Source organism: Pseudoalteromonas sp. CST2, assembly GCF_028599385.1.
Classification (GTDB): domain Bacteria; phylum Pseudomonadota; class Gammaproteobacteria; order Enterobacterales; family Alteromonadaceae; genus Pseudoalteromonas; species Pseudoalteromonas atlantica.
On record NZ_JAQREO010000003.1, the window covers coordinates 428,417 to 444,626 of the forward strand.

Sequence of the window (16,210 nt, forward strand, 5' to 3'; positions counted from 1 at the left end):
CCCTAAATTCTGGTTACCTTAGCTTTGCGCTAATCACTTCTATTTCTGGCAAATTGCTAAAGCTTGCAAGTACCGCACGTGCTACTCCCCCTTGGTTTTCATGACCTTGGGTTTCTAACAGTGTAATTGCTTTAATCGTTTTATCGTTAAAGCTAAGACCCGCTAAAAACAATTGACTAAGCGCACTTTGAAGTGGCGAAAGGCTTGGGCTGTAAGCCGCGTTTTCTGCGTAACTGCCGTAAAAGTCACCATTATTAAAGGTACTTATTTTAACTGCGCTAAAGTTGTTACTGTAAGGTACGTAGGCCATTAGCGCCATGGCTGCTAGCTTTTCATCAAGGGCTGTATCTGCAAATGTGTGTTGCTGCTGTTTTGGGTTAAACAGGCTAAAATCGTTGCCTAAATCAGTGGGGCCAAATGAATGCGGTAATAAATCAGCTAATTTAAAATGTTGCTCTGGCAGTAAAATATCAAACTCTTTTGCATCAGCCAGTTCGTTCATAAACTGCCTGCAATAACCACATGGGGCATCGCTAATTGCTATTTTTAGTATTTTTTTTGCGCCATTTAACCACGCATTGTTAATCGCCGACTGCTCTGCATGCACGACTAAACTAAGCGCTTGGTGATCAAATTCGACATTAGCACCAAAATAAAAATTTATATCACCTTGCTCATCAAGTGCTTTAACAATAGCTCCCACATGAAAGTGAGAAACAGGAGCCACCGAAAATTCAGACGCTAAAGGCACCAAACCTTGTAATAACGCGTCATCAGATACATTAAGTTGCGCGCACAATTGGCTAATATCGTTAGGATGTAAAATACCACGCTGGGCTTTTAATTGGCTGCGTAATGCTTGAGTTTGCGTAACGCTTAGTGAGATATATGAATTTGTGAGTGCTGTGTCTTGTTGCACAGTAAAAGTTGCTGATGCCATAACATATTATAATTATTTAATGGCTAAGTAGTTTAAAAGGTTAGGCGCCTAAATGCCAGCAAAAAAAGGGAGCACACTGTGCTCCCCTATTTTTAAGTTAAAGTAGACTAACCAGTATTGCGCATACCTGCAGCAATACCTGTCATGGTGATCATTAATGCATTATCAATATCACCTTCACTTACTTTATCGCTTGAGCGCGAACGACGCAGCAGCTCAACTTGCAGTACATTAAGCGGATCGGTGTACGGATTACGCAGCGCAATCGACTCTTTTATCCATGGTTGATCTGCCAATAAGCTATTTTGCGGGCTAAGCGATTGCACTAAGCTAATTGCTTCTTCTAGCTCTTTACGTAACGAGGTACCCAGTGGTTTGTACATGTCTTCCACCAGCGCGTTATCGTAATGCTCACTTAACCAGCTATCGGCTTTACTAAATACCATTTCTAGCATTTCAAGACGTGCTCTGAAAAATGGCCATTGCAGGCTCATTTCGTGCAGTGTTTCTATGCCGTATTTATCAAGTGCCGCTTTTAAGCCTGTTAATGCGCCAAGCCATGCAGGTAACATTAAACGGTTTTGACTCCATGCAAAAATCCATGGAATAGCACGTAAGCTCTCAACCCCACCATTTGGATTACGTTTAGCAGGACGCGAGCCCAATGGTAATTTAGACAGCTCTAGCTCAGGCGTTGCCATTCTAAAGTAAGGAACAAAGTTTTCATCATGGCGAACCACATTACGGTAGTGATCGCACGACTGCTCGCTTATCAACTTCATCACTTCACGCCACTCTTGCTTAGGCTCTGGCGGTGGTAATAAGTTACTTTGCAGTACGGCACCCGCGTAAATATTTAAACTTTGCAGTGCTACATCAGGTAAACCAAACTTAAAGCGGATCATTTCGCCTTGCTCAGTTACTCGCAAGCCGCCTTTTAATGAACCAGGCGGTTGTGAATGCAGTGCTTGTGCAGCAGGTGCCCCACCGCGCCCTACCGTACCACCACGACCATGGAATAAAACAAGTTCAATGCCGCGCTTATCGGCAAGCTGCACTAGTTTATCCATTGCTTCGTACTGTGCCCAGCCTGCGGCCATCATGCCGGCGTCTTTAGCTGAATCAGAATAACCAATCATGACATTTTGGGTATTTTTAATATGCCCGCGGTACCATACGTTATCAAGCAACGTGGTAATTACATCGCTACCGGCGTTTAAATCGTCAAGCGTTTCAAACAAAGGCGCTACTGGTAAATTAAACTGACAGCCACTTTCTTTTAAAAGCAGTTGTACAGCTAAAATGTCAGAGGCGGTACGCGCCATTGAAATAATGTACAAGCCAAATGTTTTTTCATCTTGCTTAGCTATTACATCAAAGGTGTCGAGTACTTCTTGCACCTCTGGACTTGGTTGCCAGTTTTTAGGAATAAGCGGACGGCGAGAATTAAGCTCGGTAAGCAAAAATGCTTGTTTGTCCTGCTCTTGCCATTGGTTGTAATCGCCTAAACCTAGGTGGCGTGTAAGCTCAGAAAACACATCGCTGTGGCGGTCTGAATCTTGGCGTACATCAAGTTTTGCCAAACGCAGGCCAAAGCTATTTATACGGTGCAGTAAATCAAGTAATAAACCATCGGCGACAACTTTCATGTTGCACTTTAATAAAGAGCGATAGCACACTTCTACTGGGTGCTTGATTTGATTTATATCAGTGATTAAGTCTTCTGAATCGCTGCGCTTATTCTTGATTTTTGCACCTAAATGCACCACTGTTTCAGAGACTTGGTTTTTAAGCTTTTTAAGTACAGCGCGATAAGGTTCAAAGTCTTGTCCTGCCAGCTCAATTAGCTCATCGCTTGCATCTGACATGCTCAGCTCTGCGCTTAGCGTGTCAATATCACGGCTGTATAAATCAAGCGCCATCCAACGACCATGATCAAGTACTTGCTGTGTTACCTGTGCAGTTACAAATGGGTTACCGTCACGGTCTCCGCCCATCCAAGAGGTAAACTCAATGGGGCTGTAATCAATTGGGAGCTCTAAACTTAAATGCTCTTTAACTTGATCTGAAAACTCACGTAAAAAGCGTGGCACAGCGTGCCATAAGCTGTTTTCAATAACAGCGTATCCCCATTTAGCTTCATCAACTGGGCTTGGGCGAGAACGACGAATATCATCGGTGTGCCATGCTTGGCTGATAAGTTGAGCGATACGGTTTAAAATAGCTTCACGCTCTTGTGGTAAATTGTCTTTGCGCTCAAGCGAGGCTAAACAATCACTTAATTCTACGTGCTTATTAATAATGGTACGGCGCGTCACCTCGGTTGGGTGAGCGGTTAATACTAAGTTTATGTGGAGTTTTGAGAGTGTTTCGGCCAGATGATTACTATCTAATTGGCCTTCTTTTGCTTTTGCAGTTAACGTTTTTAATGTTTGAGTGAGAGGGTTTAGTTGGCAAAAACCAACATCATTAAAACGCGAAACAGTGTGGAACTGCTCTGCTACATTAGCTAAATTTAAAAAATGATTAAATGAACGGGCAACCGGTAAAAGCTCTTCATCACTAAGCGCATGTAGTACCTCAATTAGCGCTTGTCTGTCGTCTTCGTTACCACTGCGAGATGACTTTGATAAAGCACGAATTTCCTCTACTTTATCTAAAATCGCTTGGCCTTGGGCATCTTTAATAGTTTGTCCTAGTAGCTGCCCAAGTAAATTAACATTACCTCGCAAGGCGGCATATTGTTCACTCATTTCTCAGTCTCCTTTGTTTCATGGAATGCTATTAATATCATCATGAGCGCAGATTTAATAGATCCATTTGCAATGGTGAATCGTAATTAGCTATATGTAAATTATTAGAAAACGGCTTTTATGATCATTTTTTACGACGCCAGCTGCCCGCTTTGCAATACCGAAATGCAGCACCTTAAAGATGCTGATACTAAACATAAAATTGTTTTAGAAGACCTTAATAGCCACGATTTTAGCGCACGTTACCCAAGTGTTAATAAAAACAAGGCCATGGCTATATTGCATGCACAGTTACCAACTGGCGAGATGATTTACGGCTTAGATGTTACCTATCAAGCGTGGAAAACGGTAGGAAAATACCGCTGGTTGAAAATTTTTCGCTTGCCAATAATTCGCTACTTCGCTGATGCCGCCTATGTGTTTTTTGCAAAACACAGACAAAAAATAAGCCGTTTGCTCATGCCAAACGCCTCCTGTTTAAACGGCCAATGCACTGTTAATACAAAGGACAAACAATGAAAACAATTGTTTTATTTGGTGCCAGCAGCGCAATAGCACAAGCTTATATTGAGCACCTACAAATAAATGCCCCCACAGTGCAAGTTATATGTGTCAGCTCAAAAAAGGCAGATACAAATAGTAATGTTGTTTACCTAAAGAGCCATTACACAGCGCAAAGCTTAGCCAAGGTTACAACTTACTTAAAAGAGCAAAATGCCGATATTCTACAAGTCGTTATGTTTAATGGCACTTTACACAACAAAACCCACATGCCAGAAAAAAAGCTAGAAGAGCTAAACGCAGACTATTTTAACGAATTATTTAATTCCAACACACTCACTCCCTTACTATGCTTACAAAGCATTTTACCGCTGTTAACACATAAAACGCAGTGCACTATAACGGCGCTCAGTGCGCGTGTGGGCAGTATTAACGATAATAAATTAGGCGGTTGGTATACATACCGCGCATCTAAAGCGGCCTTAAACATGCTATTTAAAACCGCAGCGGTAGAACTGGCGCGCCGAGCTAAAAATACTAAACTGGTGTTATTTCATCCGGGCACTACCGATACTGCGCTTTCAAAACCATTTCAAAAAAACGTACCTGCGGATAAGCTTTTTAGCGCTGAATTTGTAGCTAAACAGCTTTTTACACTTACGTTTAATAACCCTCATTTAGAACTTAACGGTGAGCCCGCCTATTTAGATTGGCAAGGCGAAGCCATACCCTGGTAAGGACCTTTAATGCATTTTACTAAAGAGCGCATAAACGCACTTGAAAAACACACTCGTACTCATTTAATTAATTCACTTTCGGGTTTTAAAAGCGCCAACTTAATTGGCACGCAAGACAAGCAAGGCAATACAAATGTAGCTATTGTTAGCTCGGTTATTCATTTAGGGGCTCACCCGCCATTGGTTGGCATGATAATGCGCCCTAATAGCGTGCCTCGCCATACTTTTGAAAACATCATAGAAACCGGCTGTTACACCATTAACCAAGTTAATAAGGCCATATATAAGCAAGCTCATCAAACATCAGCTCGCTACGATAAAGGCGAGTCAGAATTTGACGCAACAGGTTTAACGCCAGAATACCTAAATGAATTTACAGCCCCTTTTGTTCAAGAGTCGCGATTAAAATACTCTGTGAAATACGTTGAGCACCAACACTTAGCCGTTAATGGCACCGAGCTGGTTATAGGTGAAATTACTGATGTGTATTTAGATGAAGCGGCGCTACAAAGTGATGGCTTTTTAGATTTACAAGCTATTGAGACTGTGGCTGTAACTGGGCTTGATAGTTACCACACTAGCAATAAATTATCGCGTTTACCTTACGCTAAAAAACCTTAGCATGCATGTTGTCGCATATTATTGAATTATGGTTTTACATTAAACACAATGCCTAACACCAATCTGCTTATTGGGGCTTTTTAACATTTTAGTGAAATTTAATTTGTTCAATTGCTCAAGTATTTATGCAGCTTGGTATTGAAACCAAGGAGACTTTTATGGCCACACTAGGCGTTGGTACACACACAAGCGAGCAAGCATTAGCGGGATTAAGCAATATGACCGCCAATGTAACCCCTATTCAAGCAGATGAATATTTACAGCGCATTGCAAAAGCACAAGCTTATATGCAAGCAAATAATATTGATGCAATTTATTTAAATGCAGGTACAAACCTCACTTACTTCACAGGTATGAAATGGTATGCAAGTGAGCGCATGGTTGGCGCCATTTTACCCGCTATAGGCGATGTACAATACATAGCCCCTTATTTTGAAATTGGCACCCTAAACGGCTTTAAAGTGATTGAAGGCCCCATTCATGGATGGCAAGAACACGAAAGTCCATATGCGTTATTTGTAAGTGTACTCAAGCAGCTCAACATTAATGACAATGCCACAATAGGCATTGATGAAAGTGCCCAATTTTTTATATTCGACGGTATAAACAAAGCGCAAAAAGGCCTAAATATAGTTAATGCACAGAGCGTTACTGCACATTGCCGCATGCATAAGTCGGTAAACGAATTAGCGCTCATGCAATGCGCAATGGATATGACTTTAGCTGTACATCAAGCAACTGCAAGCATGCTTTACGAAGGTATTACCACCACAGAGGTAGAAGCCTTCATTAAAAAAGCGCATCAAAAAGTAGGTGCCCCCGGTAACTATTTTTGTATTGTTTTATTTGGTGTGGCGACCTCATTTCCACATGGCGTTAAAGATGCGCAAGTGCTTAAAAAAGGCGATATGGTATTAATAGATACCGGTTGCAAAGTGCATGATTACCTTTCAGATATAACCCGCACCTATGTATTTGGTGAGCCAACAGTGCGCCAGCGCATGTTTTGGGATCATGAAAAAGCAGCGCAACTCGCCGCCTTTAGTGCTGCAAAAATTGGCGCTACGTGTGAAGCAGTTGATGCCGGCGCTCGTCACTATTTAGCGGCTCAAGGATTGGGGCCACAGTACCAAACACCCGGCTGCCCGCATCGTACGGGCCATGGTATTGGCTTAGACATTCACGAATGGCCTTATTTAGTCGGTGGAGACAAAACCCCACTTGCACCTGGCATGTGTTTTAGTAACGAGCCAATGCTAGTTATACCTGATGAGTTTGGTGTACGTTTAGAGGATCACTTTTATATGACCGACAACGGTCCGCATTGGTTTACACAACCAAGTTATAGTATTGACGACCCGTTTGGGCTTAACGCTTAAACCCTTTATAAAGAGCAGCAATTAGCTGCTCTTTTTAGTTTATTCGTTGATAAAGTACAGATCATCCCAATATCCTCTGTTATACAAAAGCAATCCGCAAAAGGATGAATATGAAAAACTTTAAAATTGATATCGTGTCAGACGTAATGTGCCCATGGTGCGTAATAGGTTATAAAAACCTAGAAACAGCGCTTGGCCAACTTAAAGACGAGATGAGTGCAGATATTACATGGCATCCTTTTGAGCTAAACCCTGACATGCCGCTTGAAGGTCAAAATTTAAACGAGCACCTAATGCAAAAGTACAACCTGACTGAAGAGCAAGGCGATGAAAATCGCAAAAACATGTTCGAAGCAGGTCAGCGTGCCGGGTTTACCTTTAATTTTGATGGTGAGCGCATCATGATCAACAGCTTTGATTTACACCGCCTACTTACTTGGGCGCGTGAAGAAGATAAGCAAACCGAATTAAAGCTTGCCATGTTTGAAGCACACTTCACCGATTTAAAATACTTAAATCAGGAAGACGCTCTGCTTGATGTAGTAGAAAGTGTTGGCCTTGATAAAGAACAGGCGCGTAGTATTTTACACTCAGATAAATACGTTCAAACAGTACGCCAAGAGCAAGACCGCTTTAAGCAACTCGGTATTACTTCAGTCCCTACATTTATTATCAACGATAAATACGCAATCAGTGGCGGACAACCAAGCGATTCGTTTATTCAAGCACTTAAACAAATTAGTGAAGAAGAAGCCAAGCAAGACGCTTAGCAAGTAAGCTGCTGTTTAACATATATAAGGCTGCGCAATGCAGTCTTATATGATTATTAAGGGTGCAGTGTAACTTTACTGCCTACGTGAGCCGATATTTCTATAAGCTTTTAACAAAAACCCTCTGCTACTCAAACTTCACCCTCTGCGCTTTTATAAAAGTGCTGGCACTATACGTGCATTGTCTATTTTGTGTTCTTAATGAGTGTGCTGCGCGCTATTTTATTTCAAGTGCCACGTAAATATTACAACGTGCCATTAAATTATTTCAGACCGCCATTCACTCACTATTACTTAAAGGCTATCGAGTAACTAATTACGCATAAGGAGCAAGCATGGCTAAGTCAGCAACATTATATAGAATGGCAACCGATGAGCATATTTGCCCATTTGGACTCAAATCAAAAGATTTACTTAAGCGAAAGGGCTATAAGGTAGATGATAAGCCGCTGACTTCGCGCGAAGAAACCGATGCATTTCAACAAAAGCACAATGTTGATACCACACCACAAACATTTATCGATAACGAACGCATTGGCGGGTATGACGACCTGCGCGCTTACTTTAATAAATCAGAGCCTGGCCAACAAGGTACTACTTATACTCCCGTAACGGCCATTTTTGCTGTTACCTTATTGCTTGCCTTTGCATTTAGCTACTCGACTGGCTTTGCACTTTTTTCTATGCATACAGTTATGCTGTTTGTCGCGCTAACAATGGGCGTACTGGCGATACAAAAGTTGCGCGATTTATTTAGCTTCACAAACTCGTTTATCACCTACGACCTATTGGCTATGAAAGTTGTTAGGTATGCGTATGTTTACCCCTTTTTAGAAGCATTTGTAAGTATTGGCATGATTGCAGGGATTTCAGCTTATATTGTTGCACCAATTTCTTTATTTATTGGGGGGGTTGGCGCCGTGTCGGTGATTAAGGCTGTTTACATAGACAAACGAGAGCTTAAATGTGCCTGTGTTGGCGGAGATAGTAATGTACCGCTGGGGTTTGTCTCTCTGACCGAAAACCTGTTTATGATTGCTGCGGGTATCTGGATGTTTGTTAAATAAAAAAACTGAATACTAAAAAGGCTGCAGTGTGCAGCCTTTTTACTATTTGTCAGCGAGCTTATTAAGTACGATAAAGCACTTTAATTACATGCCAGCCAAATTTAGTTTTAACTAAATGTGGCTCTAAAATAGCGCCATTAAAGGCTATTTTGTCAAACTGTGGAACCATTTGCCCTCGTCTAAATTCGCCAAGGTCACCGCCTTTTTTACCTGATGGGCACGACGAGTATTTTTTAGCTAAGGTTTGAAACTTGGCACCTTTACCTAATTGCTTAATAATGTCTTCTGCTATTTCTTTGTGTTTAACCAATATGTGGAGTGCGTGCGCTGTACTTGCCATTTCAAAGCCCTGATAATTTAAAACGCGGCGATTTTAGCACAGCCACCTAAACCTAGCATCTACTTATAGCTAAGTTAACTTAGCCAATTATAAATAATGTTTTGCGTCCTCTGGGTTGGGTACTCTGCAATACTGATATTTGCCAAATAAGGTATAGCGGTTTAAAGCAATTTTATCGTACAGCCAATTATTAAATGTATTGGGTAAAACACTAAATACAGTGGCTAGTTTGTAGGGGTAACCTAGCTGCTTAACCACTTCAAAAAAAGCATGGCTTTGCGTGTACGCTTTGCCGTTTTGTAGGTAAACCATTGAGGCGTATTGTGTGGTTGAAAAACCAAAATTAGTTAATAGCAGTACACCTTTTGGGGATTGCACGCTGCACAGTTTAAAAATGGCAGTGGCATCGTTACTAGGGCCTGTTGACCTTTCAGGATTAAAATTTGTTCAATCTAGGGGCCATTTAATCGCGGCGCGAGGTTTGTAACCTAGTGGGCTAAGTAAAAACCGAGCAACAAAGAGTAAATGACCCCTAGGCAGAACCCCTTCGGGCAGCGCCTGTTTGGCATTTATGCTACGTTATCTCCTATTTATGGGGAACAACCACACTACATAGGCTCTGTCTTGCCTAATTACCAAACAGGCTGCTGTAAATTTAACCTCGAAAAATAAACAGGCCCTAATAATAAAATTACACCACGCACTACATAATTTGCACTGTGCATCAAATAATATAATTTTTTGATTACGCATTAATGTAGCCGCATCATCACTCATTTTATACCCCTTAAGCGGTTACTGCTGAACCGGCTTTTTTTGTAACTTACGCTGCAATGTGCGCCTGTGCATATTGAGTTGCCGCGCAGTGGCCGACACATTACCGTTATTACTATGTAGCACTTGCTGAATATGCTCCCACTCTAAACGCTCTGGTGACATAACTGGTGTGGCAACATCACTAACATTTTGTGTATTTAAATCTGCGTTTAGGGCCTTTAATAACGTGGCCATATCAACGGGTTTAGTAAGGTAATCGTTAGCGCCTAAACGCATGGCCTCTACAGCGGTGGCTATGCTTGCAAACCCTGTTAATAATACAATATACGCTTGCGGTAATAAGCTGCGAAGTGGCTTAATTAAGGCAAGGCCGTTGTCGTCACCTAGTTTCATATCGAGCAAAATAAAATCTGGTAAGTGTTTATGTGCACTGAGTAATGCATCACTTTGGTTATGCGCAACTTCACAACTAAAGCCTTGTTTTGTTAAACGCCGAGCAAGTGTACTGGCTAGGTTTATATCGTCTTCAATTATAAGTAATTTCATGAAAGTGATTGCTCATTATTTGCTATGGCTAATTTTACTTTAGCCACTGCCCCGCCACCAGCGTGATTATACAAAGTTAACGAGCCGTTTAGTCGCTCAAACGTTACATTAGAAAGTAAAACCGCAAGCCCCATACCTTGGCTGCTAGGCATAAGTTGCCCGCCAAGCTCTGCTAATTGTGATTGGCTAAAACCGCTACCAAAATCACGAATTAGCAAATATATACTTTCACTGTGTTGATTATCTTGCTGCCAGCTTAGCTCTAACTGGGTTTGGTTATTTTTTTGATTAGCAATGCATGCATTTTGTAGCAAATTGAGAATAGCAGGCAATAGCATTGCATCACTTTTTAAGATGACTGCTATTGGCTCACTTAACCAATTAATGTGCTGATCAGGGTATTGCAGTAATAAAGTATCGGTGATCTGCTTTTGTAGCTGGTTTACTGTAATGTGCTCGGTGGTATTTTTATTACGAAGCTGAGCAGAGAGCTTTCTAAAGTCATTTAATTGCCTAGCACATTGCTCAAGCGGCGTTTGCATTTGCACAACGACAGGGTTATTTGGCTGCTCTTCTAAAAGCTCTTCAAATAATAATTGTAAGTTAGCGATAGGACTGGCTAGTTGATGGGTTATTTGCGCAGCAGCGCCATCTAGAGTTACCAGTTGCTCGTTACGCAATTGCTGCTCGCGAGCTTTAGCTATTGTGCGCTCTCGCTCCTTTAATGCCCGGCTCATAGCACCAATAACCAAAGCGATAACGCTTGCACTTAAAACAAAGTTAACCCACATGCCTATAAAATGCCCGCTCATATTCATTTGATGCATACTGTGATCGGGCATCCTAATGAGTAAAAAGCTATAAGCGGCAATTGCCAGTACGGCGATATAAGCGAGTCCTTTTTCACGAAGGGTGACCGCTGCAATCATGATAGGTAGTAATAATAGCGATACAAACGCATTGGTTGCGCCGCCACTTAATGAGAGCAAAATAGTTAAAAACAGGACATCCGCAGTGAGCTGCATTAACATCCCTATAGGGCGCGCTTGGCTAACATTTCGATAGGCGAATACGCTTACTAATTGAAATATCGCCTCTATAGCTATTACCACTAATAAAGGGAGTAACGCTATTTGGTGTTCTAATAAAAAATACACGCTCAGTACAGCAATTAACTGCACAGCAATAGCAGCACTTCGCAGCATTAAAAGGCGGCTAATGGTCGGGTCGGTTTGCATAAACAAGGTGTGATGTACCTATAAAATTTAATACGTTAAAAAAGTTAATCTTCATCCATTGATATAGTAAACAGCGCGCACGGGGTCCCTTGATGAAATACCATTTTCCATTGCTCATTACTTTTACGCCAAAGCGACATACGTAAGGAGTAATTAAACTCACTTCGGGCTGAGCGCCTATAAGCCGCTTGGTAACTAATTTGCGCAACATCATCGCTAAGCATTCGCCCTTTAAAGTGCTGATAATAAAACTGCGGAACAACCTCGGTAGGTAAACGTGTGAGTACGTGCTGCTTATCAAATACGGTGCCATTAGCTGCAATTTCAATAAACTCATCATCAAGTAAGGCATTTAATGCATGGCTTGATTGACGGACATCGGGGTCGAGCAACTGTCGTTCGGCCTCAATCAAGTGATTAAACAACGACACTTTTATTTTATTGCTCATGGGCTTCCTTATTATGTATGCAATTGCCACGTGTTTATGTGTTTATACGTTAAACGGGCAGTAATTAATAATATCGGCTTACTTTAATGCACTTAAGCTAACAGCTTGAACGCAGTGCCATAAACGCAAGCCACTTACGTTGAAGTAAAGCCGCAAAATCATGCACTATTCAATTATATGCTGTTTAACACATCACTACGTATAGTTTTAATACTTGCTTACTCTTTAAACAAGCTTTACGTTAAATTGCCCACAATTACTATTATTTACGAGACAAAACAGGTTAATAACTTCTCTTAAAGGGCAATTTTTGATATAACTCACCCATTAGCAATACACGTCAGACCACCTTTTTAAGAGAACACACTATGGCCTACGCACATATTACTGGTTGGGGTAAATGTATTCCACCAGCAAGCATTAGCAACGATGAAATTAGCGAAATAGTTGATACCAACGATGAGTGGATCACCACACGTACTGGTATTAAATCTCGTAGGGTTAGCCATGTTAGCACTGCAGAACTTGCAACCGTTGCCGCAAAGCACGCCATCGATTGTGCAGGGATTGACGCAAAAGATATCGATTTAGTTATTTTAGCAACGTGTACCCCTTCTACCGTAGTGGCCAATACCGCCTCTTTAGTACAAAAAAACATTGGTGCTACCGGCGCTGCAGCTATGGATACCAATGCTGCGTGTTCTGGTTTTTTATATGCTCTTCAGGCAGCTACCGCTCAAATTCAGGCGGGTATGATTAAAAAGGCCGTGGTTATTGCTGCAGAGCGCATGACCTGGTATGTAAACTGGGCACGCCGTGACAGCGCTGTATTATTTGGTGATGGCGCAGGCGCAGTAGTACTAGAAGCCGCAGACACACCCGCAGGCCTGCTAGGTACTAAAACCGGTTGCGACAGCGAAGACAGAGACATTTTGCATATCACCAACTTTGGTAGTGATTTAAATAAATATGAGCCAATTGGCCCATCGGACTTATTATTTGAAGGCCGTGAAATTTTCAAACGTGCCGTTAAAGGTATGAGCGAAGCGTGTGATGATGTATTAACGCAAGCCAACCTAAGCCTCGATGACATAAACGTATTAGTGCCACATCAAGCTAATTTACGTATTATTCAAGCAATTCAGCATCGTTTAAAAGTGCCGGATGAAAAAGTAATGGTAAACATTGCTGACTACGGTAATACCTCAGCCGCAACGATTGCTATTGCGTTATGTGAAGCCGTAGAGCAAGGCTTAATTAAGCCGCATTCAAATATTATGTCGGCAGCGTTTGGCGCAGGTTTAACGTGGGCAGCAAGCTATATAAAATGGGGCGAGCGTGTTACGCCGATTAAAGTAAGTGATGCAACTTTGCCACCGTGTGAGCTAACAGGCCTTGAGCTTGTAGCCCCCGCAGTTAAAGCCTGCAAAGACGCTGAGCCTAGCTAAACGTTTTTAAAGCACATAAAAATTAAACGCACTTTTTAGTGCGTTTTTGTTTTTTAGAAGAACAAACTTATGGAGCTAATTACATGGAGCTATCTACATGGAACTATTAGGCATTCATCATGCTGCTATTATTTGCAGTGACTACGCCCGCTCTAAGCACTTTTATAGTAACGTACTTAAACTTAAAGTTATTAACGAGCATTTTAGGGCCGCGCGTAATTCGTATAAATTAGATTTAGCGATGCCTGATGGCAGCCAAATAGAGTTATTTTCGTTTGATGGAGCACCTGCAAGACCAAGCTACCCAGAAGCGCAAGGCTTAAGGCATTTAGCATTTAAAGTTAAAAACGTTGCCCAAGCAAAGCAGTATTTAGAGTCACAAAATATAACTGTGGAAGAGATAAGAGTGGATGAAATAACCGGCAAAAAATTCACCTTTTTTGCCGATCCAGATAACTTACCGCTTGAGTTATACGAGGTATAACCCTCGTATAACAAGGTTTATTTAAAACGGCTTTGCAAGTAATTAAATACCGCACGAATACCTAACGCTTCGCCGCCGGTTGGGCGCCCAGGTAAAGCACGTAAATTCCACGCCATTACATCAAAATGTACCCAGGGTGTGCTTGGCTCTACAAACTCTTTTAAATAAAGCGCCGCGGTAATTGCACCACCAAATGGTGTGCTGGCACAGTTTGCCATATCAGCTACATCGCTCTTTAAAAAGCTTTTGTACTGATCAAATAAAGGCAATTGCCATACAGGGTCGCTTACATCCATACCGGCATCAATAATACCATTTGCTACATCGCGCTCTGTTGAGAAAAAGCCCGGTAGCTCAGTACCTAAAGCAACACGACAAGCACCGGTAAGGGTCGCAAAGTCAATAATTAGCTCAGGGTTATCGTTTTGTGCCTCGCTAAGCGCATCACACAATACTAAACGCCCTTCTGCATCGGTATTGTCTATTTCAACCATAATGCCTTTACGCGTTTTAATTACATCACCTGGGCGAAATGCATTTCGCGATACCGCGTTTTCGACCGCAGGCACTAAAACGCGCAGTCTAATTGGTAAATTAGCCGCCATAATTAGCTGTGCTAAAGCAATAACGTGCGCTGCCCCGCCCATGTCTTTTTTCATGTTACGCATGCCCGAGCTTGGTTTTAAATCAAGCCCGCCAGAGTCAAAACATACCCCTTTACCAACTAAGGTAATAAGTGGTGCGTTTTCATCGCCCCATTTTAAATCAAGTAAACGCGGTTTGTTTTCGCTCGCGCGCCCGACCATGTGTATTGTTGGGTAATTTTGCTCAAGTAGCTCATCGCCAATCCACTGGGTAAATCCACCGTTGTAATTATTGGCTAAATCTTCCATTACTTGCGATAAATGCTGCGGCATCATATCTACCGCAGGTGTGTTTACTAAATCACGCGCTAAATAAATGGCATCAGCTTGTTGCTTAATACGCTGATACAGCGCTTCATCGGCAATGGCTAATTGTGCTTTGGCAGTTGGTTTTTCTTTATATTCACTAAATTCATAGCCGCCTAACACAAAACCAAGCGCGACTTGCTCTATAAAGGCATCATCGCCTTGAATTTGATACGTGCCCAGCGGTAATTTATTGGCAAGCTCGCCTGCAGCCCAAAAATCATTTTGGCTTTGTAATAAACAATAAACGTGGCTTAGCTCACCGGTTTGCGCGTCAGGCACAAGCGCTAAACCTTGCTTTTCAAAGCCGCTATTTGTTAACCATGTTTGGATAAAAGCCGGTTGTTGTGATTGCCAGTCAGTTAACTCGTTTTTAAGAATAAAAGATAAAGGAATACCAGAAGAAGTATGACGAAGTAATGCACTCATTGAAAAGCTCATATAATAAAAAATGGTAGCTCAAAGCATACCAATAAGACCGGCTAAAAGGTATAGCTAATTTTAGCCCGATTTATTCTTTATTTGGCGCTTTAGTGTGTTGTTTTAAATCCTCTTTAACTATTTCGGCGTCTAGCTCTTTAACTGGTTTATTAATGTTAAACGAGCTAGGCAATACATCTACACCTACCATTCTGCCTAGCTTTACAACCAATGGAATAGTAATAGGGGCAAATGGCAGTACGGCAAATACACCTAAGCCAAGCCCTTTTAAAATATCTACAAACTGCTCATTAGCACGCTTTAACTCTTCTTTGCTGGTTTGCCCTTGCGTGTAACGCCTATAAATGGTGAGCATTTCTATGGTTTCTTGCCTTTCTTGCGCAAGAGCAATTTTTAGCGCCACCATTGCACGACGAAAGCGAAGCTGTTGGCGCTTTTTACTAATTTTAACTACCCGCCAAGGCGCACGGTGAATAACTTTATATAATCGCATACCCTTTATTTTCACACATAAGGGGTTTTACACAAGAATAATTTACTTAATACGCCCTATACTTTACTCTTTTGCACCATAACAGTGCTCACAAGCTCATTTTTATGCAAAACAAACAAATAATAGTACTCCCCAAACCCCAAAAACCACAGCCTGATGAATGCTGCGGCGGAGGTAGCTGTAGCCCTTGCGTGTGGGACGAATACAGACAAAAATATCGTGATTGGCAAGCGCAAAACACACCACCGGCCTCACCAAAAGAAACAAGTTGATAAC

At 41.8% G+C, this 16,210-nt stretch carries 17 protein-coding genes and 1 pseudogene; 9 read left to right on the forward strand and 9 right to left on the reverse strand.

Features of this window, described 5'->3' with window-relative positions; translation table 11 throughout:
- Positions 1-13: 13 nt before the first annotated feature.
- Both cdd and ppc read right to left on the reverse strand, forming a co-directional pair.
- Positions 14-940 (reverse strand): cytidine deaminase, encoded by a 927-nt coding sequence (cdd, locus tag PSH41_RS06715; protein ID WP_273588413.1) that lies wholly within the window; start codon positions 938-940, stop codon positions 14-16.
- Positions 941-1,047: 107 nt separating this feature from the next.
- Positions 1,048-3,693, reverse strand: a complete 2,646-nt coding sequence (gene ppc / locus PSH41_RS06720; protein WP_248443906.1) for a phosphoenolpyruvate carboxylase — start codon at positions 3,691-3,693, stop codon at positions 1,048-1,050.
- A gap of 120 nt (positions 3,694-3,813) precedes the next feature.
- Between ppc and PSH41_RS06725 the strand changes: the two genes are divergently transcribed.
- From PSH41_RS06725 to PSH41_RS06750, 6 genes are all read left to right on the forward strand, one after another.
- Positions 3,814-4,212, forward strand: coding sequence for a thiol-disulfide oxidoreductase DCC family protein (locus PSH41_RS06725; protein WP_138684677.1), 399 nt, complete (start codon positions 3,814-3,816; stop codon positions 4,210-4,212).
- Complete coding sequence (locus PSH41_RS06730; protein ID WP_273588412.1) at positions 4,209-4,931, forward strand: SDR family NAD(P)-dependent oxidoreductase; 723 nt, start codon at positions 4,209-4,211, stop codon at positions 4,929-4,931. Before PSH41_RS06725 ends, PSH41_RS06730 begins: the two co-directional genes overlap by 4 nt.
- A 9-nt stretch (positions 4,932-4,940) precedes the next feature.
- Entirely contained in the window at positions 4,941-5,552 is a 612-nt protein-coding gene (locus PSH41_RS06735) for a flavin reductase family protein (protein WP_004588763.1), read from the forward strand.
- 158 nt (positions 5,553-5,710) lie between these two features.
- The gene (locus PSH41_RS06740; protein WP_138579137.1) at positions 5,711-6,931 is read left to right on the forward strand and encodes a M24 family metallopeptidase; all 1,221 of its coding nucleotides are present in this window, start codon (positions 5,711-5,713) and stop codon (positions 6,929-6,931) included.
- A gap of 110 nt (positions 6,932-7,041) precedes the next feature.
- A complete protein-coding gene (locus tag PSH41_RS06745) occupies positions 7,042-7,701 on the forward strand; it encodes a DsbA family oxidoreductase (protein WP_273588411.1) in 660 nt (219 codons plus the stop codon).
- A gap of 335 nt (positions 7,702-8,036) precedes the next feature.
- Positions 8,037-8,768 carry a MauE/DoxX family redox-associated membrane protein gene (locus PSH41_RS06750; RefSeq protein ID WP_273588410.1) on the forward strand — a complete coding sequence of 244 codons (732 nt, stop codon included), beginning with the start codon at positions 8,037-8,039 and terminating at the stop codon, positions 8,766-8,768.
- A 61-nt stretch (positions 8,769-8,829) separates the two neighbouring features.
- Here the strand turns inward: PSH41_RS06750 and PSH41_RS06755 are convergent, their stop codons facing one another.
- From PSH41_RS06755 to PSH41_RS06780, 5 genes and pseudogenes are all read right to left on the reverse strand, one after another.
- Positions 8,830-9,108: a peptidylprolyl isomerase gene (locus tag PSH41_RS06755; RefSeq protein WP_004588770.1), complete on the reverse strand. Its 279-nt coding sequence runs from the start codon at positions 9,106-9,108 to the stop codon at positions 8,830-8,832.
- Positions 9,109-9,195: 87 nt separating this feature from the next.
- A pseudogene (locus tag PSH41_RS06760) lies at positions 9,196-9,510 on the reverse strand (thiol-disulfide oxidoreductase DCC family protein); the annotation flags it as partial.
- Between the two features lie 393 nt (positions 9,511-9,903).
- Positions 9,904-10,431: a response regulator transcription factor gene (locus tag PSH41_RS06770; protein ID WP_029771697.1), complete on the reverse strand. Its 528-nt coding sequence runs from the start codon at positions 10,429-10,431 to the stop codon at positions 9,904-9,906.
- Positions 10,428-11,669 carry an ATP-binding protein gene (locus PSH41_RS06775; protein WP_273588602.1) on the reverse strand — a complete coding sequence of 414 codons (1,242 nt, stop codon included), beginning with the start codon at positions 11,667-11,669 and terminating at the stop codon, positions 10,428-10,430. The genes PSH41_RS06770 and PSH41_RS06775 overlap by 4 nt, the downstream gene beginning before the upstream one ends.
- A 44-nt stretch (positions 11,670-11,713) precedes the next feature.
- The gene (locus tag PSH41_RS06780; protein WP_248443914.1) at positions 11,714-12,118 is read right to left on the reverse strand and encodes a nuclear transport factor 2 family protein; all 405 of its coding nucleotides are present in this window, start codon (positions 12,116-12,118) and stop codon (positions 11,714-11,716) included.
- Positions 12,119-12,486: 368 nt separating this feature from the next.
- Between PSH41_RS06780 and PSH41_RS06785 the strand changes: the two genes are divergently transcribed.
- Together PSH41_RS06785 and gloA2 are read left to right on the forward strand one after the other, a co-directional pair.
- Positions 12,487-13,566: a ketoacyl-ACP synthase III gene (locus tag PSH41_RS06785; protein WP_121638415.1), complete on the forward strand. Its 1,080-nt coding sequence runs from the start codon at positions 12,487-12,489 to the stop codon at positions 13,564-13,566.
- Between the two features lie 97 nt (positions 13,567-13,663).
- Positions 13,664-14,050: an SMU1112c/YaeR family gloxylase I-like metalloprotein gene (gloA2, locus tag PSH41_RS06790; protein ID WP_004588776.1), complete on the forward strand. Its 387-nt coding sequence runs from the start codon at positions 13,664-13,666 to the stop codon at positions 14,048-14,050.
- Between the two features lie 17 nt (positions 14,051-14,067).
- Here gloA2 and PSH41_RS06795 read toward each other — a convergent pair whose 3' ends face one another.
- Together PSH41_RS06795 and PSH41_RS06800 are read right to left on the reverse strand one after the other, a co-directional pair.
- Positions 14,068-15,429: a leucyl aminopeptidase family protein gene (locus tag PSH41_RS06795; protein ID WP_273588409.1), complete on the reverse strand. Its 1,362-nt coding sequence runs from the start codon at positions 15,427-15,429 to the stop codon at positions 14,068-14,070.
- A gap of 82 nt (positions 15,430-15,511) precedes the next feature.
- Positions 15,512-15,934 carry a hypothetical protein gene (locus PSH41_RS06800; RefSeq protein WP_024031949.1) on the reverse strand — a complete coding sequence of 141 codons (423 nt, stop codon included), beginning with the start codon at positions 15,932-15,934 and terminating at the stop codon, positions 15,512-15,514.
- A gap of 104 nt (positions 15,935-16,038) precedes the next feature.
- On the opposite strand from PSH41_RS06800, the gene PSH41_RS06805 reads away from it, so the two are divergent.
- Positions 16,039-16,206: an oxidoreductase-like domain-containing protein gene (locus PSH41_RS06805; RefSeq protein ID WP_273588408.1), complete on the forward strand. Its 168-nt coding sequence runs from the start codon at positions 16,039-16,041 to the stop codon at positions 16,204-16,206.
- Positions 16,207-16,210: the final 4 nt, after the last annotated feature.